Source organism: Azonexus sp. MM2026_4 (assembly GCF_055901855.1).
Window position 1 is genome coordinate 3,539,620 of sequence record NZ_CM148380.1, and the last position, 20,456, is coordinate 3,560,075.

General features: G+C 65.4%; 22 protein-coding genes and 1 tRNA gene. 15 read left to right on the plus strand and 8 right to left on the minus strand.

Annotated elements, in window-relative coordinates:
• Positions 1-3 precede the first annotated feature (3 nt).
• Genes ahbB (AC0KWY_RS16680) through AC0KWY_RS16710 form a run of 7 tightly spaced genes read right to left on the minus strand, consistent with a single transcriptional unit; the run spans position 4 to position 5,604 of the window.
• A complete protein-coding gene (gene ahbB / locus AC0KWY_RS16680; protein WP_474026597.1) occupies positions 4-522 on the minus strand; it encodes a siroheme decarboxylase subunit beta in 519 nt (172 codons plus the stop codon).
• Entirely contained in the window at positions 519-971 is a 453-nt protein-coding gene (locus tag AC0KWY_RS16685) for an Lrp/AsnC family transcriptional regulator (protein ID WP_474026598.1), read from the minus strand. Before AC0KWY_RS16685 ends, ahbB (AC0KWY_RS16680) begins: the two co-directional genes overlap by 4 nt.
• Positions 964-1,974 carry a siroheme decarboxylase subunit beta gene (gene ahbB, locus AC0KWY_RS16690; protein WP_474026599.1) on the minus strand — a complete coding sequence of 337 codons (1,011 nt, stop codon included), beginning with the start codon at positions 1,972-1,974 and terminating at the stop codon, positions 964-966. Before ahbB (AC0KWY_RS16690) ends, AC0KWY_RS16685 begins: the two co-directional genes overlap by 8 nt.
• A 1-nt stretch (position 1,975) precedes the next feature.
• The gene (locus AC0KWY_RS16695) at positions 1,976-3,169 is read right to left on the minus strand and encodes a cytochrome D1 domain-containing protein (protein WP_474026600.1); all 1,194 of its coding nucleotides are present in this window, start codon (positions 3,167-3,169) and stop codon (positions 1,976-1,978) included.
• A 14-nt stretch (positions 3,170-3,183) separates the two neighbouring features.
• Complete coding sequence (locus AC0KWY_RS16700; RefSeq protein WP_474026601.1) at positions 3,184-3,498, minus strand: c-type cytochrome; 315 nt, start codon at positions 3,496-3,498, stop codon at positions 3,184-3,186.
• A gap of 14 nt (positions 3,499-3,512) precedes the next feature.
• Positions 3,513-3,833, minus strand: coding sequence for a c-type cytochrome (locus AC0KWY_RS16705; RefSeq protein ID WP_474026602.1), 321 nt, complete (start codon positions 3,831-3,833; stop codon positions 3,513-3,515).
• A gap of 52 nt (positions 3,834-3,885) precedes the next feature.
• Positions 3,886-5,604, minus strand: a complete 1,719-nt coding sequence (locus AC0KWY_RS16710; RefSeq protein ID WP_474026603.1) for a cytochrome D1 domain-containing protein — start codon at positions 5,602-5,604, stop codon at positions 3,886-3,888.
• A gap of 185 nt (positions 5,605-5,789) precedes the next feature.
• Here AC0KWY_RS16710 and cobA point away from each other — a divergent pair, with 185 nt between their 5' ends.
• Positions 5,790-6,581 carry a uroporphyrinogen-III C-methyltransferase gene (cobA, locus tag AC0KWY_RS16715; RefSeq protein WP_474026604.1) on the plus strand — a complete coding sequence of 264 codons (792 nt, stop codon included), beginning with the start codon at positions 5,790-5,792 and terminating at the stop codon, positions 6,579-6,581.
• A gap of 17 nt (positions 6,582-6,598) precedes the next feature.
• Here cobA and rtcR read toward each other — a convergent pair whose 3' ends face one another.
• Positions 6,599-8,197 carry an RNA repair transcriptional activator RtcR gene (gene rtcR / locus AC0KWY_RS16720; protein WP_474026605.1) on the minus strand — a complete coding sequence of 533 codons (1,599 nt, stop codon included), beginning with the start codon at positions 8,195-8,197 and terminating at the stop codon, positions 6,599-6,601.
• Between the two features lie 335 nt (positions 8,198-8,532).
• Between rtcR and AC0KWY_RS16725 the strand changes: the two genes are divergently transcribed.
• The 14 genes from AC0KWY_RS16725 (at position 8,533) to actP (ending at position 20,367) form a co-directional block, all read left to right on the plus strand.
• A tRNA-Met gene (locus AC0KWY_RS16725) sits at positions 8,533-8,604 on the plus strand.
• Positions 8,605-8,896: 292 nt separating this feature from the next.
• Positions 8,897-10,033 (plus strand): slipin family protein, encoded by a 1,137-nt coding sequence (locus AC0KWY_RS16730; RefSeq protein ID WP_474026606.1) that lies wholly within the window; start codon positions 8,897-8,899, stop codon positions 10,031-10,033.
• Positions 10,034-10,072: 39 nt separating this feature from the next.
• Positions 10,073-10,486 (plus strand): zinc-ribbon domain containing protein, encoded by a 414-nt coding sequence (locus AC0KWY_RS16735; protein WP_474026607.1) that lies wholly within the window; start codon positions 10,073-10,075, stop codon positions 10,484-10,486.
• A gap of 62 nt (positions 10,487-10,548) precedes the next feature.
• Positions 10,549-11,769: an RtcB family protein gene (locus AC0KWY_RS16740; protein ID WP_474026608.1), complete on the plus strand. Its 1,221-nt coding sequence runs from the start codon at positions 10,549-10,551 to the stop codon at positions 11,767-11,769.
• 3 nt (positions 11,770-11,772) lie between these two features.
• Positions 11,773-12,609 (plus strand): nucleotidyltransferase domain-containing protein, encoded by an 837-nt coding sequence (locus tag AC0KWY_RS16745; RefSeq protein WP_474026610.1) that lies wholly within the window; start codon positions 11,773-11,775, stop codon positions 12,607-12,609.
• 4 nt (positions 12,610-12,613) lie between these two features.
• A complete protein-coding gene (locus tag AC0KWY_RS16750) occupies positions 12,614-13,462 on the plus strand; it encodes a HEAT repeat domain-containing protein (protein WP_474026611.1) in 849 nt (282 codons plus the stop codon).
• A 23-nt stretch (positions 13,463-13,485) separates the two neighbouring features.
• Positions 13,486-14,502, plus strand: coding sequence for an RNA 3'-terminal phosphate cyclase (gene rtcA, locus AC0KWY_RS16755; protein WP_474029748.1), 1,017 nt, complete (start codon positions 13,486-13,488; stop codon positions 14,500-14,502).
• A 329-nt stretch (positions 14,503-14,831) separates the two neighbouring features.
• Entirely contained in the window at positions 14,832-15,035 is a 204-nt protein-coding gene (locus AC0KWY_RS16760; RefSeq protein WP_474026612.1) for a cold-shock protein, read from the plus strand.
• Positions 15,036-15,163: 128 nt separating this feature from the next.
• Complete coding sequence (locus AC0KWY_RS16765; RefSeq protein WP_474026613.1) at positions 15,164-15,340, plus strand: hypothetical protein; 177 nt, start codon at positions 15,164-15,166, stop codon at positions 15,338-15,340.
• 108 nt (positions 15,341-15,448) lie between these two features.
• Positions 15,449-15,811 carry a hypothetical protein gene (locus tag AC0KWY_RS16770; RefSeq protein ID WP_474026614.1) on the plus strand — a complete coding sequence of 121 codons (363 nt, stop codon included), beginning with the start codon at positions 15,449-15,451 and terminating at the stop codon, positions 15,809-15,811.
• Positions 15,812-16,108: 297 nt separating this feature from the next.
• Positions 16,109-16,399, plus strand: a complete 291-nt coding sequence (locus AC0KWY_RS16775; protein WP_234087000.1) for a co-chaperone GroES — start codon at positions 16,109-16,111, stop codon at positions 16,397-16,399.
• A 47-nt stretch (positions 16,400-16,446) separates the two neighbouring features.
• Positions 16,447-18,096, plus strand: coding sequence for a chaperonin GroEL (gene groL, locus AC0KWY_RS16780; protein WP_474026615.1), 1,650 nt, complete (start codon positions 16,447-16,449; stop codon positions 18,094-18,096).
• Between the two features lie 274 nt (positions 18,097-18,370).
• The gene (locus AC0KWY_RS16785; protein WP_474026616.1) at positions 18,371-18,688 is read left to right on the plus strand and encodes a DUF485 domain-containing protein; all 318 of its coding nucleotides are present in this window, start codon (positions 18,371-18,373) and stop codon (positions 18,686-18,688) included.
• Positions 18,685-20,367 (plus strand): cation/acetate symporter ActP, encoded by a 1,683-nt coding sequence (actP, locus tag AC0KWY_RS16790; RefSeq protein ID WP_474026617.1) that lies wholly within the window; start codon positions 18,685-18,687, stop codon positions 20,365-20,367. The genes AC0KWY_RS16785 and actP overlap by 4 nt, the downstream gene beginning before the upstream one ends.
• The last annotated feature ends 89 nt before the right edge of the window (positions 20,368-20,456 follow it).

Sequence of the window (20,456 nt, forward strand, 5' to 3'; positions counted from 1 at the left end):
GGTTCAGGTCTCCCGGGGGCCGGCGCCGAGGCGCAGGCCGGTTTTCTTGAGGATGCGGCTGGAAAAGAGGATGTCGCGCGCGCGCACCACGGCGCCGCATTCGCGCTCGACCAGCGCGGCCAGCGCCGCCAGTTGGGCGTCCACCTCGGCGCGCTGGCGGCCGTGCAGCATGGCGAACAGGTTGTACGGCCAGTCCGGCAGGCGGCGCGGCCGGCGGTAGCAGTGGCTGACCGCCGCCTGCCGCCCGAGCAGCTCGCCGACCCGGTCGACGGCGCTGTCGTCGATGTCCCAGACGCTCATGCCGTTGGCCGTGTAGCCGATGGCGTAGTGGTTGGGCACGGCGCCGATGCGGCGGATGGCGCCGCGTTGGAGCATCGCCTGCAGGCGTTCGATGACCTGCGCCTCGCTGACGCCGAGGACGGCGGCGATGCTGGCGTAAGGGCGTGGCACCAGCGGCAGGCCTTCCTGGGTGACGCGCACCAGGCGGCGTTCGAAGGCGTCGGGGGCGGTGGGCGCGTTCATGCCTGCAACCTCAGGTCGACGAAGTATTCCCGCTCCTTGGCAAAGGGCAGCACCGGCAAGCCGCTCGCCGCCTCGATGGCGGCGCAGGTGGCGGCGATCTCCGCCGGCGTTTCGGTAGCCAGCACGAACCACATGTTGAGGCGGTGTTCGCGCCGGTAGTTGTGGGCGACTTCGGCAAAGCCGTTGACGATGCCGGTGACCCGCTCGAAGTCCGCTTCCGGCACCGCCATCGCCGCCAGGCAGAAGGCGCCGCCGAGGCGTTCGATCTGGTAGAGCGGGCCGAAGCGGCTCAGGGTGCCGGCGTCGCGCAGGGCGCGCAGGCGCTCCAGCAGTTCGCCCTCGCTCAGCCCGAGCGGCGCCGCGGCGGCGGCGAAGGGCGCCGGGCAGAGCGGGAAATCGCCCTGCAGGGCGTTGATGATGGCACGGTCGATGGTGTCGAGCTCAGCCATGGCAGGCTCCGGCGGAAAGTTGATAGCGGGCGCCGCACTGCTTGAAGCGGCGGCGGCTGAACAGCACCTGGCCGGGGTGGCGGTCGAGCCCGGTGCGCCCGGCCAGCGCGTCGCGCAGTTGCAGTACGCCCTCGCGGCTGCGGCCGTGGATCATGCAGTAGAGGTTGTACGGCCAGTCCGGCATCTGCCGGCGCCGGCGATAGCACAGGGTGACGCCGGGTTCGCGCGCCAGTTCGCGGCCGAGCGCGTCGATGCGTTCTTCCGGGACGTTCCAGACGCACATCGCGTTGGCCACGTAGCCGAGTTCATGGTGCCGGACGACGACGCCGAAACGCTTGAGCAGGCCGCTGTCCAGCCACTCCTCAAGGCGCGACAGCAGCCAGGCCTCGCTCACCCCGGCGGCGGCGGCGACCGGCGCGTAGGGGCGCGCGCACAGCGGCAGGCCGTTGGCCAGGGCGCCGAGCAGGGCGCGGTCGATGCCGTCCAGAGCACAGGCCGGGGCGCCGCCCGTCGCCGGCGCCGGGGCGGCCGGCCGGCGGTCGGGCGGGGCGGCGAGGTCGAAGCCGAGGTCGATGTGGTAGGCGGTCTGCAGCGGCAGTTCGAGCAGCGGGCAGTCAGTTTCGGCGGCGATCCGGGCGAGGACGCCGGCGAGGTGCGCGGCGTCCGGGGCGGTGGCGACGAACCACAGGTTCCAGCGGTGTTCGCGCTCGTAGTTGTGGTTCACCTCGGCGTAGGCGCTGACCTTTGCGGCGACCGCGTCGAGGCGCCCATCCGGCACCGCCAGCGCGGCCAGCGTGCTGGTCCCGGCGCGGTGCGGCGCGATCACCGGGCCGATGCGGGTGAACAGGCCGTCGGCCTGCCAGCGCCGGTAGAGGTTGAGCACCGCCGCCGGCGTCAGGCCGTGCGCTGTGCCGATCGCCGCGAAGGGCTCGGGGCACAGCGGGAAGCGCTGCTGGTAGTCGTTGAGCAGCGGCAGGTGGGCGGCGAGGCTGTCGGCAAGCATCTCAGAATCCCATGCGGAAGGCGCGCTGGGTGAAGAAGATGCCACTCGGGCTGCGCGCTGGCAGCGTCTGCAGCAGACGCTGGCTGGCGGTGTCGAAGACCAGCACGGCGTTGTCGTCGCGCGCCGAGACCCAGACCTGTTCGCCCTTGGCCGAGAATTCGAGGTGCAGGATCGCCCGTCCGGGCTGCAGCGTGGCGCTAACCTGCTGGCGCAGCGGGTCGATGACCTGCAGCCAGCCGTTGTCGGGGAAGGCGAAATTGACCCAGATCTGGCGCCCGTCCGGCCGCGCCATGACGAAGACCGGCTGGCTCTTGACCGGAATGCGGCCGACTTCCTGCCAGCTCGTGGTGTCGACCACCAGCACCTCGTGGCGGCCGATCGCCGGCAGGTAGGCGCGGCCGCCGGCGATCGCCCAGCCGCGCAGGTGCGGCATCTTGTACACCGGCAGCGGCGCTTCGCCGCGGCCGTAGCCGGCAAGGATGCGGCGGGTGCCGAGTTCCGGCTGCCAGGTGTCGAGCAGGGCGAGGCCGTCCTCGCCGAACAGGCCGGCGATGTAGTAGCGGCCGTCTGGCGTCACCAGTGCGTCGTAGGGCTGCTTGCCGGCGGGAAAGCGTTGGGTGCGCGGCTGTTTCGGGTCGGACAGGTCGGTGATGCGGATTTCGCCGGCGTCGAACAGCGCGTAGGCGAAGCGATTGCCGCTCAGGTCGGCGAGGCCGACCACCTTGGAGCGCTGGCCGTCGCCGTAGTCGGCCGGGACGTCGGCAAGCAGTTCGAGGGTTTCAGCGTCGAAGGCCTTGATGCCGCCGGGTTCGTAGTTCTGGGCGACGACCAGGCGGCCGTCCTGCGAGATGGCGCCGCCGATGCTGTTGCCGGCCTGGACGATGCGCCGCTCGACGCGCGCCTGCAGCAGGTCGACCTTGCTCAGCCCGCCGTCGCGGCCGAAGACGTAGGCGTAGCGGCCGTCGCGCGAGAAGACGACGGAGGCGTGCGAGAGGTCGCCGAGGCCGGCGACGCTGGCCAGGCTGCGGCGGGCGAGGTGATCGACGATCTGGATCTGGCCGTCGGCGCGTTCGATGACGACGCCGAGGCCGCCGCTGCCGCGCAGCGGCGCCTGGCTGGCGCAGGCGGCGAGGAAGAGGAAGGGCAGGCAGGCGAGCAGCCTGCGGCAGCGGGCGAGGGCGGGGATGGCTGGCATGGCGGGAGTCCGTTTCATTCGGCCGGGAAGCCGCGCTGCAGGCGGTCGACGATCCATGCTGCTTCGGTTTCGTCGAGCAGGCCGCGGAAGGGCGGCATCGGGGTGGCGGGGCGGCCGTGCAGGATGGTCAGGGCGAGACCGTCGGCCGGCTTGTCGGCGAGGGCGGCCGGGGTCAGCGGCGGGCCGAGGCCGCCCTTGAGGGTGAGGCCGTGGCAGGAGCCGCAATCCTGGCGCACCAGGTGCACCAGCCGGCGTTCGGCGGCGGCGTCCGGGGCTGCCGCCGCCGCGCCGAGGCAGGCGGGCAGCAGCAAAAGGGCGAGGCGGCGCATGGCGCGGCCGGCGCTCAGGCGCCGCCTTTCAGGATCCAGGCGACGACGGCGTTGAGGTCAGCATCGCCGATCTTGGCCGCCGGGTTGGGCGGCATCGGGATCGCCCCCCAGGCGCCCTTGCCGCCCTGGCGCACCTTGTCGGCGAGCTTGGCCGGCGCGCCGGCATCGCCCTGGTACTTGGCGGCGATGTCCTTGAACGCCGGGCCGACCAGTTTCTTGTCCTTGGCGTGACAGGCCAGGCAGCCGGCCTGCTTGGCGATCGCTTCGGACGCCGTGGCGGCCAGCGGCAGACTGGCGCCGAGGGCGAGGGCGACGGGAAGAATCAGGAATTTCATGGCTTTATCCTCCGGAAGCGGAACCGGCCGGGCCGGTTCCGCGCGGCACGGGTCAATAGACGTCGTGCTGGGTGTTGTGCAGGTTGAACTTGCCGGTCGGCGTGATCAGGCGCGAGTCCTTGATCACCGCCTTCAATTTGCGCGTCTTGTCATCGACGACGACGATCGCCGACTGCTGGTTCTTCGCCGACCACACCGAGAACCAGACTTCGTCGCCGGCCAGGTTGTATTCCGGCTGCAGCACGCGCTTGGCGCCTTCGCCGACGCCGGCCCATTCGGCGATCGGCAGCACCTGGTAGCCCTTGCCCAGATTGTCGATGTCGAAGACGGCGATCGACTGGCTGACCTGCGGGTCCGGATTGAGCGCGGTGTCGACCCAGAGGTTCTTCGATTTCGGATGGGTCTTCAGGAACAGCGAGCCGCCGCCCTGGCCCTTCAGGGTGTCGACGACCTTCCAGGCCTGTTTCGGATGCTTCTGCGGATCGGTGCCGATCAGGCTGACCGTTTCGTCGCCGAGGTGGCCGGTCGCCCACACCGGGCCGAACTTGGGATGGACGAAGTTGGCGCCGCGTCCCGGGTGCGGGATCTTGCCGACCTCGATCAGGGCGGCCAGCTTGCCGTCCTTGGCGTCGACCGCGGCAACCTTGTTCGACTGGTTGGCGGCAACCATGAAGTAGCGCTTCGAGGCGTCCCAGCCGCCGTCGTGCAGGAAGCGGGCGGCGCCGATCTCGGTGGTCTTGAGGGCGTTGATGTTGCTGTAATCGACCATCAGGATCTTGCCGGTTTCCTTGACGTTGACCACGAACTCCGGCTTGAAGTGGGAGGCGACGATCGAGGCGACGCGCGGTTCCGGATGGTATTCCTGGGTGTCCACGGTCATGCCGCGGGTGCCGACGATCTTCAGCGGCTCCAGGGTGTCGCCGTTCATGATCGTGAATTGCGGCGGCCAGTAGGCGCCGGCGATCGCGTACTTGTCCTCGTAGCCCTTGGCCTTCGAGGTTTCGACCGAGCGTGCCTCGAGGCCGATGCGCACTTCGGCGACGTTGTCCGGCTTCGGCATCCACAGGTCGATCAGGTTGATCTTGGCGTCGCGGCCGATCACGTACAGGTAGCGGCCGGACGCCGAGGTGCGCGAGATGTGCACGGCGTAGCCGGTCTTGACGATGTTGATGATCTGCTTGCTGTCGCCGTCGATCAGGGCGATTTCACCGCTGTCGCGCAGCGTCGTCGAGAAGATGTTGTCCAGGTTGTAGCTGTTCATCTTCTTGGTCGGCCGTTTTTCCGGCGGCACGATCACCTTCCAGGTGTTCTTCATCTCGGCCATGCCGTATTCCGGCGGCTGCGGCGGGGTTTGCTGCACGTAGCGGGCCATCAGGTCGACTTCGGCGTCGGTCAGTTCGCCGGAGGTGCCCCAGTTCGGCATGCCGGCCGGCGAACCGTACTGGATGAAGACCTTCAGGTAGTCGGTGCCCTTGTCGAGGGTGATGTCCGGGGTCAGCGGCTTGCCGGTGGCGCCCTTGCGCAGCACGCCGTGGCAGCCGGCGCAGCGTTCGAAGTAGATGCGGCGGGCCTTGTCGAATTCCGCCTTGGTCATCGGCGGCGCCTTCGGGTTGATGTCCTGATACATCTCGACGTTGGCCAGCGGCGAACCGCCGGCGTGGTACTGCACATCCGCGGCGTCCTTCTTCGCGTTGTCCGCGAAGGCGACGCCGATGGCCAGGGGAAGCATGGCCAGTCCCAGCGATCGTTGCAACCATTTATTCCGTTTCATCTTCTTCTCTCCTTGAGAACCTCTCCGAAATACGCAGCCGTTATTGACGGTGCGGGCAGTATCTTTTTTTCATGCCGGGGAAATCCTTGATGTCTCTTAATTTCTTGAAACGAACGAAGGGCTACAGTGATTTCGTCGCGTGCCGCCGGGAATCGCCCGGCCGGCGCCGTATCGGGGAGGAGAGAATGAGGGCTGTCGAACGAGAAGTTTTTGGCAAGGTCTATCTGGTCGGCGCCGGTCCCGGCGATCCGGAGCTGCTGACCCTGCGCGCCGCCCGGCTGCTCGCCCGGGCCGAGGTAGTGGTCTATGACCACCTGGTCGGGCCGGGCATCCTCGATCTGTTGCCGGCCGGCGTGCGCCGCGTCTATGCCGGCAAGGAAGCCGGACACCACGCGCTGCCGCAGGAGGAAACCAACCGCCTGCTGATCGAACTGGCCCGCGAGGGCATCAGCGTGATCCGGCTGAAGGGCGGCGATCCCTTCATTTTCGGCCGCGGCGGCGAGGAGATGGAGGCGCTGGAAGCCGCCGGCATCGCCTGCGAGATCGTTCCCGGCATCACCTCGGCGGCCGGCGTCGGCGCCTACGCCGGGATTCCGCTGACCCACCGCGACCACGCCCGGACCCTGGTCTTCACCACTGGCCACCTCAAGGACGGCAGCCCCGACCTCGACTGGCCGGCACTCGCCCGGCCGCAGCAGACGGTGGTGATCTACATGGGGCTGGGGGCGCTCGCCATCATCTGCCAGCGCCTGATCGAACACGGCCTCGACCCGGCGACGCCCGGCGTCGTTGTCCAGTCGGCCAGCACCTCGGCGCAGCGCACGGTGCACGCGGCCATCGCCGAACTGCCCGACGCGGTGCGCGACGCCGGACTCAAATCGCCGTCGCTGATCGTCATCGGCCCGGTGACCGGGCTCTACCGGCCGGAACGCGAACGCGAGTGCTGCATCGCCGCGCGTATCGTCAGCGTTGCCTGAGCGGCGAGAGCGTCAGGTCAGCGGCGGGCGTCGTTCTTCAGCGTCTCGAAATCGAGCGCGAAACGGGCGAGGTATTTGCGCAGGCGGTCGGCGTCGTTGCTCTGTTTCTTCCCGGCGCGGGAAATCGCGAACAGGCGGCGTCCGGCCTCGGAAAGGCTGGGGCTGTTGCGGCAGGTGTCGATCACGGTATTTAACTGGCAGCGCTCGAACAGGTCGAGCTGCTCGGCAAGCTCGCCGAGCACCTGGGCGCTGGCGTCCGCCGCCGGGGCGTCGGCCCAGGTGGCGGTGAGGCGGGCGATTTCGTCGGCGACGTCGCTTTCCGTGATGCGTCCGGCGCTGGCCAGCGTGGCGAGGCGGGTGAGGGAAGCGCCGAGCTCGCGGAAGTTGCCGTGCCAACGTGCGGCCTGTGAGGTGGCGAAGGCCAGGTAGCGGCGCCGTGCTTCGACGTTGAAACGCACCTGCTGGCCGTGTTCGGCGGCGAAGCGTTCCAGTTCGTAGTCGAGGTTGGGTTCGATGTCCTCCGGGCGACCGGCGAGGCCGGGCAGGTCGAAGGTCCACAGGTTGATGCGGGCGTAGAGGTCTTCGCGGAACTTGCCCTGGCGTACCCACTGGCGCAGGTCGCGGTGGGTGCCGGCGATGAGCTGGAAGTCGCTGCTCGCTTCCTGGTCGCTGCCGAAGGGGAAGAAGCGTTTTTCCTCGATGGCTTTGAGCAGCATGGCCTGTTCGTCGAGACCGAGTTCGCCGATTTCATCGAGAAAGAGCAGGCCGCCGTCGGTGGAGCGTAGCAGCCCCGGCCGTTCCTGCTGCGCACCGGTAAAAGCCCCCTTGCTGTGACCGAAGAGCGTGGACATCGCCGAATCGCCGCGCAGCGTGGCGCAGTTCACTTCGATGAAGCGGCCTTTCAGTTGCTGGCGCTGGCGTTTCAGTTCAAAGACGCGGCGGGCGAGGAAGGACTTGCCGGCGCCGGTCGGGCCGACCAGCAGCATCGGCGCGCGCGAGCGGCCGGCGACCTGTTCGATCTGCTCGATCATCCGGTTGAACGCCGGGTTGCGCGTGGCGATGCCGGACTTCAGGAAAGACAGGTTGTCGTCGCGCTCCCGGGCGAAGCGCTGGGCGATGCGGTCGTAGCGTGAGAGGTCGAGGTCGATGATCTCGTAGCTGCCGACGCTGTTGGCGATCTCCTTCTTGCGCGGCGGCGAGGTCTGCAACAGGCGCGCCGGCAGGTAGCGCGCCTCGGCGAGCAGGAACCAGCAGATCTGCGCCACGTGCGTGCCGGTGGTGATGTGGATCAGGTAATCCTCGTTTTCCGTGTCAAAGGGATAGCTGCGCGCCAGATCGTGCAGGGCGGTGTACACCTCCTCGAAATCCCACGGGTCGCGCAGTTCCATCTCCACGCGCTTGACCTCGGTTTCCGGCGAGATGCGGGCGATGTCGTTGCCGATGCGCTCGGCCAGGCCGCGGCTGCGCAGGTCATGAATGATTTCCAGGCGATGCACGACCAGGTCTTCCTGCTGGCACAGGGCGACTGTCGGCCGCCACTTGTCCCAGCGCGGGCTGCCCTTGCCGGCGTAGTCGAGCTGGGTGCCGAGAAAGCCGATGACGACGGTTTTTTTCATGGTGACGGGGAATCTGGCGGCGCGGTCCGCCTGAAGACTAGAAAAATTTATAAATCACTATATCAAACTATCGCGACATCGCGATTCGTGATCGCCGTGATTTTCATCAATCCAATGAAAATCAATGGCTTGCCGATTTTCTGCTGCGCTGGCACGACTCTGGCAATAGGGAAGTCATCGCCGACTTGCGGCAAGGCCGACGGGTTAGGGGTTGCGACCCCGCCGGTGCGGTGGAATCAGGAGTTTTCCGGTCATTCCGCCGTATGCCGCCGTCGCGGGAAAGCGATATTGGGGTGCCTGGTGGCGCGTTCGGGTTCGATTCCCGGTCATCCCCCTACTGGATAGCTCAGAGGTAGAGCAACCGTCTCATCAACGGTCTGACGCGGGTTCGACTCCCGCTCCGGAAACTGTCCTTCCACGACAGTGGTTATAGCAGTACCCGCCGGCTGCGGTATGCGCAAGCACCCGCCGCCGGTCCGGCCCGGTGCTTCGCTCCGCTTGCGCGGCAGGGCATCCGCTGTCGGGCGGCAGGGGCCGCGTGGCCTGGGCGATTGGCCCGGGTCGCTGCCAGCCCCGGTTGTCCGCAGCGGCCGCCTCCCCGCGGAAGCCAGGCGAAGCGCCCGCTGGACCGGCGTGAGCCGGCAAGTTTGAGCAGTGATTGTTGACGACGATGTTTGAAGACGAAGAGGGAGTAGAAAAATGTTGAAGCGTTTCATCGTGAAAAAGAACGAACGGGCCGCCCTGCTGCGCAACGGCGATTTCCAGCGCATCCTGAATCCGGGCCGCCACTATTTCTTCGACCCGCTCAACGAGTTGTCGCTGACCGTGTGGCACACCGATACGCCGATGCTCGATAGCGAACTCGTCGATTACCTGCGCCAGAACGAGCCCGCCGAGGCGGAGCGCCATTTCGTCTGCATGGAATTGAGCGAGGACGAGGTCGGGTTGCGCTATGAAAACGAGGTTCTGGTCGAAGTGCTGCCGCCGGCGGCGCGCCGTTTCTTCTGGCGCGGTCTGCTCGCGCAGCGGCTGGAAAAGCTCGACCTGCGCGCCGGTGCCGCCTTGCCGGCGGAGATGGTGAAACGCCTGCTGCAGCCGTCCTTGCGCGGTCGCCCGGTATTGGGGTTGAACGGCGTTTTCGTCGTCCAGGTGCCGGCGGCGCATGTCGGCCTGCTGCGTATCGATGGCGTGCAACAACCCTTGCTGGCGCCGGGCGTGACCGCCTACTGGCGCTTCAACCGCGATCTGCAACTGGAACTGGTCGATATGCGCTGGCAGACCATGGAAGTGACCGGCCAGGAAATCCTCACCCGCGACAAGGTGGGGCTGCGCCTCAACCTCGCCGCCACCTGGCGTTTTGACGACGTGAGCACGGCCTTCGCCAAGCTCGCCAAGCCGGCCGAACACCTCTACCGCGAGCTGCAATTCGGCCTGCGGGCGGCGGTCGGCACGCGCAACCTCGACGAACTGCTGGAAAACAAGCAGTTGATCGACGAGGTGGTGAGCGGCCATGTCGCCAGAAAACTGGCCGGTTTCGGCCTCGAAATCGGCGGCGTCGGCGTCAAGGACATCGTGCTGCCGGGCGAGATGAAGACCATCCTGGCGCAGGTCGTCGAAGCGGGTAAAGCCGCCGAAGCCAACGTGATCCGTCGGCGCGAGGAAACGGCGGCGACCCGTTCGCTACTCAACACCGCCAGGGTTATGGAAGACAACCCGGTCGCCCTGCGCCTGAAGGAACTGGAAACGCTGGAACGGGTCGCCGAACGGATCGACCGCATCTCGGTCTTCGGTGGCCTCGATCAGGTGCTGAACGGGCTGGTGACGCTGGCGAAGTAGGCGTCTAGCTGGAACGGCCTGTAGCAAGGAGAAAAGAGCATGGAAGGCTACAAAAGCGGGAAACAGCGGCGCGCCGAGATCAAGGCGGCGCGGCGGGGGCATCGCCTGGCCGCGCGAGTGGTCAACCGGATTGTTGTGCCACCGCCTGGCCCTGTCGTGCCGGTGGATTTCAGCAAGCTGAAAGCCAATAACAGCTATGGCCTGAGCGCCTTTGCCCAGCGTGGTTACTACGTCGATAGGCCCTTCAACTGCTGCGATTGCGCTGCGGCCTGCGTGTGGACCGCCGAACAGCAACGCTGGTGGTACGAAACCGTGGGCGGCTCGCAAGACGCCATCGCCAAACGCTGCCGTCCCTGCCGCCAGCGCGAGCGGCAACGCAAGGAACTGGCCCGGCAGGTAGCGCAAGCCGGTTGGTTGAAGAAGCAGGCGCGCCTGGCCGGCGCGGCCCAATAACAAATGCAAGACGAATGAAATCCGGCTCGCTACCATCGCGACCGGGAGCAAAGGAAAAGAAGATGAGCTATCAAGTACAAGACGTGGCCGAAGGCAAGCCGATCAAGCTGTGGACCGAAGGCGTGCCGGTCGAGGACGATGCCCGCAAGCAGCTGATGAACACCGCGAAGATGCCCTTCATCTTCCGCCACCTGGCGGTGATGCCGGACGTGCATCTGGGTAAGGGTTCGACCATCGGCAGCGTGATCCCGACGCAGGGCGCGATCATCCCGGCGGCGGTCGGCGTCGATATCGGCTGCGGCATGATGGCGGCGCGCACCACGCTGAGCGCCGCCGATCTGCCGGACAACCTGCACGGCCTGCGTTCGGCGATCGAGGCGGCAGTCCCGCACGGGCGCACGCCGCCGCGCCAGAGCCGCCGCGACAAGGGCGCCTGGGAAAACCCGCCGGAAGCTGTCGATGCCATGTGGGCCTCGTTGCTGCCGGGGTTCGCGCGCATCACCGAAAAGTACCCGCGCCTGAAGAACACCAACAACCACAAGCACCTGGGAACGCTGGGCACCGGCAACCACTTCATCGAAGTCTGTCTCGACGAGGCCGATCACGTGTGGTTCATGCTGCACTCCGGTTCGCGCGGGGTGGGCAACGCCATCGGCAACCTGTTCATCGAACTGGCCCAGGCCGACATGCGTCAGCACATCGCCAACCTGCCGGACAAGGATCTCGCCTACTTCGAAGAAGGTTCCGAGCACTTTGCCGACTACGTCGAAGCCGTGGGTTGGGCGCAGGATTACGCGCGCCGTAACCGCGACGTGATGATGGCGAACGTGGTTGCCGCCGCGCGTCAGGTGATCGCCAAGCCGTTCTCGGCCGACGTCGAAGCGGTGAACTGTCATCACAACTACGTGCAGCGCGAAACCCACTTCGGAAGCGAGGTGCTGGTGACGCGTAAAGGTGCCGTGTCGGCGAAAAAGGGCGAACTCGGGATCATTCCGGGGTCCATGGGCGCCCGCAGCTACATCGTGCGCGGCCTCGGTAACGAGGAAGCCTTCAGCTCCTGCAGCCACGGCGCCGGCCGTACGATGAGCCGCAACGAAGCCAAGCGCCGCTTCACCGTGGACGACCAGATCAAGGCCACCGCCCACGTCGAATGCCGCAAGGACAGCGAGGTGATCGATGAAATTCCGATGGCCTACAAGGACATCGACGCCGTGATGCACGCCCAGCGCGAGCTGGTGGAAGTGGTGCATACGCTGCGCCAAGTGGTTTGTGTGAAGGGATAGGAAATGTCCGAATTGATGGCACCCGGCAAGGTGCTCAGCGCCCACCCCATAGCCCCGGAAGTTCGCCAACGGGTCATGCAGGCGCTCGCCGACATCGAGGCCGAACACGATGTCACGGTGCTCTACGCCTGCGAATCCGGTAGCCGGGGCTGGGGCTTTGCGTCGCCGGACAGCGATTACGACGTGCGTTTCCTCTACGTCCATCGTCTGCCCTGGTATCTCTCTGTCGAGCCGCAGCGCGACGTGATCGAATTGCCGATCAGCGACGAGCTGGATGTCGGCGGCTGGGAGTTGCGCAAGGCGCTGCGCCTGTTGCGGCGGGCCAATCCGGTGCTGCTCGAATGGCTCGATTCGCCGGTGGTTTATCGGGAAGACACGGCCTTGACCGCAGGCATCCGCGAGCTGGCGACACAGTGGTTTTCGCCGCTGCGCGGGCGCTATCACTACCTGTCCATGGCGCACCGCAACTTTCGCGGCTACCTGCAGGGCGACAGCGTGCGCCTGAAAAAGTACCTCTACGTGCTGCGTCCGCTGCTGGCGGCGCAGTGGATCGAGCGCGGCCTCGGTCAGCCGCCGATGCGCTTTGCCGATCTCGCCGAGCGCATGGTGACGGACGCGGCGCTGCTCGATGAAATCAATGCGCTATTGGCAATCAAGATGCGCGCCGGCGAGGCCGAATACAGCCCGCGCTGGCCGCACATCCACGCCTTCATCGAAAGCGAGCTGGCGCGAACCGTGGTCGATGCGAATTACAAGAAACCGGAAGGCGAAGCTGACGAACTTGATGCCTTTCTGAAGCGGACGGTGTTGGCGGTATCTGCTGCTGAAATGCGGAGGTAGCCCCATGAAACGACAATGCCACGGGTTGGCCGACAAAAGCGTTCGCTCGCTGGTCGGCATGGCCTTGCAGGATAGAGAAGAGGATGACGTTTACTGGGAATGCGTCGGAAAACTGCAGCTATATCGCTGCGAAGATCAGGTCGTTTGGATTCGACGCAATTTCAAGAGCCGGAATTGGCGCAAGCGGGTTCTGGCGGTGAATGTCATTTGCCAGTTGGGGCGCCCGCTTAAGGACGGGGTGCCGTGGGAGCCGCTGCAGTTGGAACTGGCTCGGGAAGTTCTTGGGCGGGCATTGCGGGATCAGCATTGGCGGGTGGTTGAGGCTGGGCTTTTCGGTTTGGGGCACCGCGAATTTCCGGAATATTTGCCTGAGATGTTGGTGTATGTCGGTGACCCTAATGAGGAAATACGCTATGCCTTGGCTTTTTCCTTGGGAATGTATCCCCAGCAGGAGGCGACCGAGGGGCTTCTCGAGTTGATGAGGGATACGTCGAGCCTCGTTCGGGACTGGGCGACTTTCGGTTTGGGGAGCCAGAGCGATCAGGATAGCCCGGCAATTCGGGATGGCCTGCTAGTAGCGGCTCATGACAGCGAACCGGAAGTGCGCGGCGAGGCGATGGTTGGCTTGGCCAGAAGAGGCGATGAGCGTGGCAAGACGTTAGTACTGGAGGCGCTTGGCGACGAGTTCCATGGCACTTGGGCCATTGATGCAGCCGGTCACTATGCCGATCCGCAATTCCTGCCCGTATTGGAGCACCTTCGGCAGAACCCGGAGATTGCCGATGCAGCCTATTTTTCAAGCGTGCTTGCCGATGCGATTCAGGCTTGTTCTGAATCGTCCAACGGTACATAACAACGACAATGAAGCAGAACAACATGGAATGGATAGAACTCGACGGTTCACGCGGTGAGGGCGGGGGTCAGATTTTGCGGACGGCCTTGAGCCTGTCGATGATTACCGGCATCCCTTTTGCCATCGAGCGCATTCGCGCCGGGCGCAAGAAGCCGGGCTTGCTGCGTCAGCATCTGACGGCCGTGCAGGCGGCGGCCGCGGTGTGCGGGGCGCAGGTGGAAGGGGCGACGGCGGGCTCGTCGCAACTGCGCTTCCACCCGGGGCCGATCCGGGGTGGGGATTACGCCTTCGCCATCGGCTCCGCCGGTAGCTGCACCCTGGTGCTGCAGACGGTGTTGCCGGCGCTGTGGTTCGCCGACGGACCGAGCACGCTGCGGGTCAGCGGCGGTACCCACAACCCGGCGGCGCCGCCGGCCGATTTCCTCATTCACTGCTGGCAGCCGCTGCTGCAGCGCATGGGCGTGACGCTGGAGGTCCAGTTGCTGCGCCACGGTTTCTACCCGGCGGGCGGCGGCGAGGTGCTGGCGTCCACGGCGCCGGTCACGGCCTGGCAGCCCTTGCAACTGGAGGCGCGTGGCGAGTTGCGGCGCACCCGTGCCATCGGTGTGGTTTCCGGTGTGCCGGTTGATGTCGCCAAGCGCGAGATGCAGCGGGCCGCAAGTTCATTGGGGCCGTTGGACGAGGAGTTGCGGGTGCTGCCGAGTAATGAGGGGCCGGGCAATGTTCTGATGGTGGCGCTGGAGTATCCGGAACTGACCGAGCTGTTTTCCGCCTGCGGCGAACGCGGGCTTGCGGGCGAGGCCGTCGCCGACCGCGTCGCCCGCGAAGCCCGTCTGTATCGGGACAGTGGTGCGGCGCTCGGCGAGCATCTGGCGGACCAGTTGCTTCTGCCGATTGCTCTGGCGGGGCAGGGGCGTTTCACCACGACTGTGGCTTCCTCGCATCTTCGGAGCAATTGCGAGGTTATCGAGACCTTCCTTTCCACGAACTTCCTGATCGAGGAAATCGGGAATCACGTGCGGGTCAGTCTGCCGCGTTAGCTTGTCCGCCGGGCCGCTCCCATCGCCGTCGCTGATCGTCAGCGGCACGTTCCCCGTGCGCGATCAGCGTTGCCTGGACGACCGGGGGCGCGGCAAACCTGCTCCCGTCGTCTGCGGTGAACACGCCGGCGGCGATAGAAATTTCAAATATAGTTTGCCGTGGGAATCAATGACGCGTATTGTGCACCGCAGCGATTTCTAGTTGTGTTGTTATTTTGTTGGTCTAGTACCCGCAGTTCTGCGGCGCCATTCCCCCACTGTCACCTCGCCCCCTTGATCTCGCCCCAACCAGGGGCTTTGCGCCCCGTTAATTTTCGGAGATTCAAGATATGGCAACAGGTAGCGTCAAGTGGTTTAACGATTCCAAGGGTTTTGGCTTCATTACGCCGGAAGGCGGCGGCGAAGATCTCTTCGCGCATTTCTCGGCAATTCAATCGAACGGTTTCAAGACCTTGGCTGAAGGCCAGCGGGTGAGTTTCGACATCACCAACGGCCCCAAGGGTAAGCAAGCCAGCAACATTCAGATCGCCTGATCCTTCAGACGCTCTCTCAGGCAGCCGCTCGACGCGGTTGCCCGCCCCCTTCGTGCCGGAAGATATTGCCGGCCAGGGGCGCCCGGATCGGCGACCGCCGATTCCCGGGCAAACCTTGAAAAGATCAAATGAATTTAGAAAAACAACGCGCGGAAGCCGAACGGCTTTGCGCCGAATCGGGTATTTCCGTCCTGCCGTATGGGAATGCCTGGTGGCTGCTGGGCCGGGGTGTCAATCACGTGGTGGGCGAACTGGCAGGACTTTCCCAAACCGATCTGCAGCGCTATCAGCCGACCCGGCGCTGACGCCGAAGTCTCGCCAGTCCTGCCTCCGGATCGGTCGGTTCACCGGCTGTCCGGCTTTCCAGGCGACGGCCCCGGCGCCGTCTTTTCCCGAAATCCAAGGAGCACGCCATGAGCAACGCCATTCAGCGAACCGAACTCAAGACTTTTTACTACACGCCCGTTCATTGCCCCTTCTGCGGCACCCGGGTCATGGGTGCCGATCCGCAGGACGAGACGCGCATTACCGCCTGTCTCCATACGTTGTTCATCGCGCATGACACGGCTTTCGAGTATCGCGCCGAACGCTTCGACCGGAACCTCAATCTCCACGGCTTGAGCGAAAGGGAAGTTGAAGAGCGATGGCTCGGGGAGGAGGGGGGCGTCGATGGCCTCACCAACCAGGTGACCCTGGCTGATGCGATCAAGGTCGCCGCCTACGCGCCGGCACCGTCGGCCTACGGTTCCTACTACGGGTTCGCGCCGGTCGAATGAGCCGTGCCTGACCGGCGCCGCCGCTCGTCTGCTGCGGCAAGATCGGCTGGCGTCGGCAGGAAGCGGGGTCTTTCCGGGCGGGGGCTCAGCGCTTGAGCGCTGGGCTCCTTTGTCTTTCCGGTGAGCGATCAGCGACAACAAAAAATCTGTCGGACTCTTGAAATGCCGGCAGTGCGTCCCTATTATTAGCACTCGCCAGCGAGGAGTGCTAACAGCGGCACGCGCCGGTCCCGGGTCCGCAATTGTTGCGTCCGGCCAATTTCCCGTTCCAAGAACAATATTTCAGGAGTGATATCTATGAACATCCGTCCCCTGCATGACCGCGTGATCGTCAAGCGCGTCGAAGCCGAGCGCACCACCGCTTCCGGTATCGTCATCCCCGATTCCGCCGGCGAGAAGCCGGATCAGGGCGAAGTGCTGGCTGTCGGTCCGGGCAAGCGCGACGACGCCGGCAAGTACCTCGTTCCCGACGTCAAGGTCGGCGACCGCGTGCTGTTCGGCAAGTACGCCGGCCAGGCGGTCAAGGTCGATGGTCAGGAAGTCCTGGTCATGCGCGAAGAAGACATCATGGGCGTGCTGCAGAAGTAATCCTGCGCTCGACTCTCTCTACAGAACAATTTTCAGGAGCTAGATAAATGGCAGCCAAAGAAGTCAAATTCGGTGATTCCGCCCGCGCCCGCATGGTCGATGGCATCAACATCCTGGCCGACGCGGTCAAGGTGACGCTCGGTCCGAAGGGCCGCAATGTGGTTCTGGAACGTTCCTTCGGCGGCCCGACGGTCACCAAGGACGGCGTTTCCGTGGCCAAGGAAATCGAACTGAAGGACAAGTTCGCCAACATGGGCGCCCAGATGGTCAAGGAAGTCGCTTCCAAGACCTCCGACATCGCCGGTGACGGCACCACCACCGCCACCGTGCTGGCCCAGGCGATCGTCCGCGAAGGCATGAAGTACGTTGCCGCCGGCATGAATCCGATGGATCTGAAGCGCGGCATCGACAAGGCCGTCGCCGCCACCATCGAAGAACTGAAGCAGATCTCCAAGCCGTGCACGACGACCAAGGAAATCGCCCAGGTCGGTTCGATCTCCGCCAACTCCGACGCCGACATCGGCGAAATCATCGCCAACGCGATGGAAAAGGTCGGCAAGGAAGGCGTCATCACCGTTGAAGACGGCAAGTCCCTGGCCAACGAACTCGACGTCGTCGAAGGCATGCAGTTCGACCGCGGCTACCTGTCGCCGTACTTCATCAACAACCAGGACAAGCAGATCGCCCTGCTCGACAACCCGTTCGTCCTGCTCTTCGACAAGAAGATCTCCAACATCCGCGACCTGCTGCCGGTGCTGGAACAAGTTGCCAAGGCTTCCCGCCCGCTGCTGATCATCGCCGAAGACGTCGATGGCGAAGCGCTGGCCACCCTGGTGGTGAACAACATCCGCGGCATCCTGAAGACCGTCGCCGTCAAGGCTCCGGGCTTCGGCGACCGGCGCAAGGCCATGCTCGAAGACATCGCCATCCTGACCGGCGGTACCGTCATCTCCGAAGAGACCGGTCTGTCCCTGGAAAAGGCCACCCTGAAGGATCTGGGTCAAGCCAAGCGCGTTGAAATCGCCAAGGAAAACACCACCCTGATCGACGGTGCCGGCGATGCTGCTTCGATCGAAGCCCGCGTCAAGCAGATCCGCGTGCAGATCGAGGAAGCCACTTCCGATTACGACCGCGAAAAGCTGCAGGAACGTGTTGCCAAGCTGGCCGGCGGCGTTGCCGTGATCAAGGTCGGTGCCGCCACCGAAGTCGAAATGAAGGAAAAGAAGGCCCGTGTCGAAGATGCGCTGCACGCCACCCGTGCCGCCGTTGAAGAAGGCATCGTTCCCGGCGGCGGCGTCGCGCTGCTGCGTGCCCGTGCCGCGGTCAAGACCCTGAAGGGTGAAAACCACGACCAGGACGCCGGCATCAAGCTGATCCTCAAGGCGATCGAAGCCCCGTTGCGCGAAATCGTCGCCAACGCCGGCGACGAGCCGTCCGTGGTGGTCGACAAGGTCGTTCGCGGCAAGGGTAACTACGGTTACAACGCCGCTTCCGGCGAGTACGGCGACATGGTCGAAATGGGCGTCCTCGACCCGACCAAGGTGACCCGCACCGCGCTGCAGAACGCCGCCTCCGTGGCCGGCCTGATGCTCACCACCGAGTGCATGGTTGCCGAACTGGCCGAAGACAAGCCGGCCGGCGGCATGCCCGACATGGGTGGCATGGGCGGCATGGGCGGTATGGGCATGGGCATGTAATACATGTCCGCCTGAGCGTCGCTCAAGGAAGTACAGAACACCCGGCTGCGGCCGGGTGTTTTTTTTGCCGCTTTCCGCGGCTGTGAGCCATCCCGCTGAAGCGTTTCGGTGGCTTGCAAGGCCTCGCTGCGGGCCGCCATCGGCGTTTTCTGGCGGCCACGGGTGGGGCGCCGGAGGCGGCTCGACGGCCGCTTTTGCGGCGTCGCAACAAAACCCGTAATGCGCTATTCTTGCGCCCTTCGCTTTAGCAGGCCGGGGGGTCGGGGAGGTTTCGATGCAAAAGCATGCCGCGAGTTGTGCGCTGGTTCGGGAGAACCCGCGTTTCCGGTCGCTGCTCAGGCGACGCAATCGTTATGCCTTTTCTCTGGCGGGTTTGATCATGCTCGCCTACTTCGCCTTCATCCTGGGCGTCGCCTTTCAGCCGGACTGGATCGCCCGGCCGCTGGCACGCGGCATGACGGCCAACGTCGGCATCCTCTTCGGCCTCGGCGTGATCGCCCTGACCGTGCTGGTGACCGTGCTCTACGTGCGCCGGGCCAATCGGGAGTTCGACCCGGAGGCGCTGGAAATCCGGCGCCAGGCGTTGAAATGACGCCGGGCCTCCGCTTCCTGGTGCTGGCCGTGGCCAGCCTCGTGCTGGCCGGCGCTGCCGTTGCCATGCCGTCGATCGACATCGGTCTGCGGCAGACGACCAACTGGTCGGCGATCAGCACCTTCTTCGTCGTCGTCGGCCTGACCTTGTGGATGACCCGGCTGGCGACGGCGCGCAGTCGGGCCTCGGCCAACCTCTATACGCCGGGCGGCGGCATCTCGGGCTTCCAGAACGGCCTGGCGATCGCCGGCGATTACATGTCGGCGGCGTCCTTCCTCGGCATTTCCGGGCTGGTTTTCGCCAGCGGTTTCGACGGCCTGGTCTTCTCCGTCGGCTGGCTCGTCGGCTGGCCGGTGGTGACCTTCCTGATGGCCGAACGCTTGCGCAACCTCGGCAAATTCACCTTCGCCGATGTCGCCGCCTACCGCTTCGCGCAGAAACCGGTGCGCAGCCTGGCGGCGGTCGGGTCGCTGGTGGTCGTGCTGTTCTACCTGATCGCCCAGATGGTCGGCGCCGGGCAGCTGGTCAAGGTGCTGTTCGGGCTGGAATATACCTACGCGGTGGTCCTGGTCGGCGCCCTGATGACGCTTTACGTGCTGTTCGGCGGCATGATCTCGACCACCTGGGTGCTGATCAACAAGGCGGTCCTGCTGCTCGTTGGTACCACGCTGCTGGCGCTGCTTGTCCTCTACCGCGCCGATTTCAATCCGGACGCGCTGTTTTCCCGGGCGACCGACCTGCATCGCCTGAAGGATGCGCTGATGGCGCCCGGCGGTTTGATCAAGGACCCGGTGTCGGCGCTTTCCGTCGGCATGGCGCTGATGTTCGGCACCGCCGGCCTGCCGCACATCCTGATGCGCTTCTTCACCGTCGCCGACGCCCGCGAGGCGCGCAAGTCGGTGGCCTGGGCGACGATGTGGATCGGCTATTTCTACGTCCTCACCTTCATCATCGGCTTCGGCGCCATCGTCGCGTTGATCGGTCATCCGGGGCAGCATTTCGTCGGCGGCCGGGTTTCCGGCGGCCTGCTGGGCGGCGCCAACATGGCCGCCATCCACCTGGCCGGCGTGCTGGGCGGCGACCTCTTTCTCGGCTTCATCGCCGCCGTCGCCTTCACCACCATCCTCGCCGTCGTCGCCGGCCTGACCTTGTCCGGCGCCTCGGCGGTATCGCACGACCTGTACGCGACGGTGCTGCGCAAGGGGGCGGTGAGCTCGGAACAGGAGCGGCGGGTGTCCAAGCTGTCCACCTTCGTGCTCGGCGTCGTTGCCGTGTTGCTGGGCATCGTTTTCGGGCGGCAGAACGTCGCCTATATCGTGATGCTGGCGTTCTCGGTCGCCTGTTCGGTGAATTTTCCGGTGCTGGCGATGGCGGTGCTGTGGAAAGACTGCACGACGCGCGGTGCTACCGTCGGCGGTTTTCTCGGGCTCTTCAGCGCGGTGGTGCTGACCGTGCTGTCGCCGGTGGTCTGGGAGAGCGTGCTGCGTCATCCAGTCGGTTCGGCGCCGTTTCCGTATGCGTCGCCGGCGATCGTCTCGATGCCGCTGGCCTTCCTGGCGATCTGGCTGATTTCGCAGTTCGACCGTTCGCCGCAGGCGGCGCGCGAACGCGCCTTGTTCCCGGATCAACTGATCCGCTCGGAAACCGGCATTGGTGCGTCGGCGGCCCGCTCGCACTGAGCCGAGCGAGTCCCCGGAAAACGCCGATGCGTTTTCTTTGTTAGACTTGACGAGTTCCGGGAAAAAGAAGGTAGGGGGTTGCCCAGTGC